Origin of the sequence: Roseisalinus antarcticus (genome assembly GCF_900172355.1) — a bacterium.
GTDB lineage: Bacteria > Pseudomonadota > Alphaproteobacteria > Rhodobacterales > Rhodobacteraceae > Oceanicola > Oceanicola antarcticus_A.
Map to the genome: position 1 here is coordinate 1 of NZ_FWFZ01000133.1, position 986 is coordinate 986.

The 986-nt window shown below is 63.6% G+C and carries 1 protein-coding gene; it reads right to left on the reverse strand.

Going from position 1 to position 986, the window contains the following annotated elements:
- Window positions 1-176: 176 nt before the first annotated feature.
- On the reverse strand, window positions 177-560 hold the full coding sequence (locus ROA7023_RS24670) for a family 78 glycoside hydrolase catalytic domain (protein WP_159458658.1): 384 nt from the start codon (window positions 558-560) through the stop codon (window positions 177-179).
- Window positions 561-986: the final 426 nt, after the last annotated feature.

The following is a 986-nucleotide window of genomic DNA, read 5'->3' on the forward strand; positions in this document are numbered from 1 at the left end:
ACGGAAAACCATGCTCGCCCGGCGCTTGCGCCACGAAACTGAGAACGCGTAACATCAACCAGCGGTGAGCCAGAGCCTCCAGTCTGGAAAGCGCTCAAGCGTCCCAAATTATCTGACGACGGACACCTCGATGAAATTGCCGCGCCGCGACCAGATGGTATTGAGAACCAGGCGGTTCACCGCGTCGACGCCTCATTCGAATCCGCCCGCCACATCGGGCACAGAGCTTGCGGGGACCGACACGATATCCTGAAGTGTGGCCTCCCCTCGATCCTCACACGCGCGTAGCGGTAGCCTTGGAAGGTGAACACCGGCCACCAGATTTCCGTCCCCTGGCCCGCCAGCGTATAGGTCAGCGTCGCCCGCGCGCGGCGGTAATTCCGGTTGTCCCAAGAGCCGTCCTGCGCCAGTACTTCGCCGAAGTCGATGATAACCTTGGCCCACGGCGCCCCCGAGACGGTGATCCGCGGATAGCCCGCGACGTTCTGACCGAAGTCGTAGACACGTGTGTCCTCCAGCGCCCAGTCCTTGATCGGCGCGATGGCCTCCAGCTCCTTCACGCCGCCGGTCTCGTGCGCCACCAAAAGCGGGGGGGGCGGTGTCGAGCACTTCGACACCGCCCGAGACCTTGGCCGCGATGTGCGCGTCGCTCCACGCCTCAGAGGGGCGGAACTGGTCCCATACGCGCATCGGATTCCACTGGCGGTTGTCGACCACCACGAGCCCGCCTCGACCACCTTCGATACCGTGAACTCCGACGACCTGGCCGGTGCGCGGATGGCCGTCGAGGCGCTGGTCGCGAAGGGGGCGACGCGGCAGCGTGTGTCCCACCCTGTGTCACATCTTCGGAAGAGTGGGATGTGAACAAGCATGCAATTTTGACCCCGTAGCGGGGTGATCGGCGTCCAAAAGTGACCCCCTTGCACTGATTTGGATAATGCCCCCGAGGCTATCGGGGAGCACAGTGTGGGATGTTGGTTGTGGAG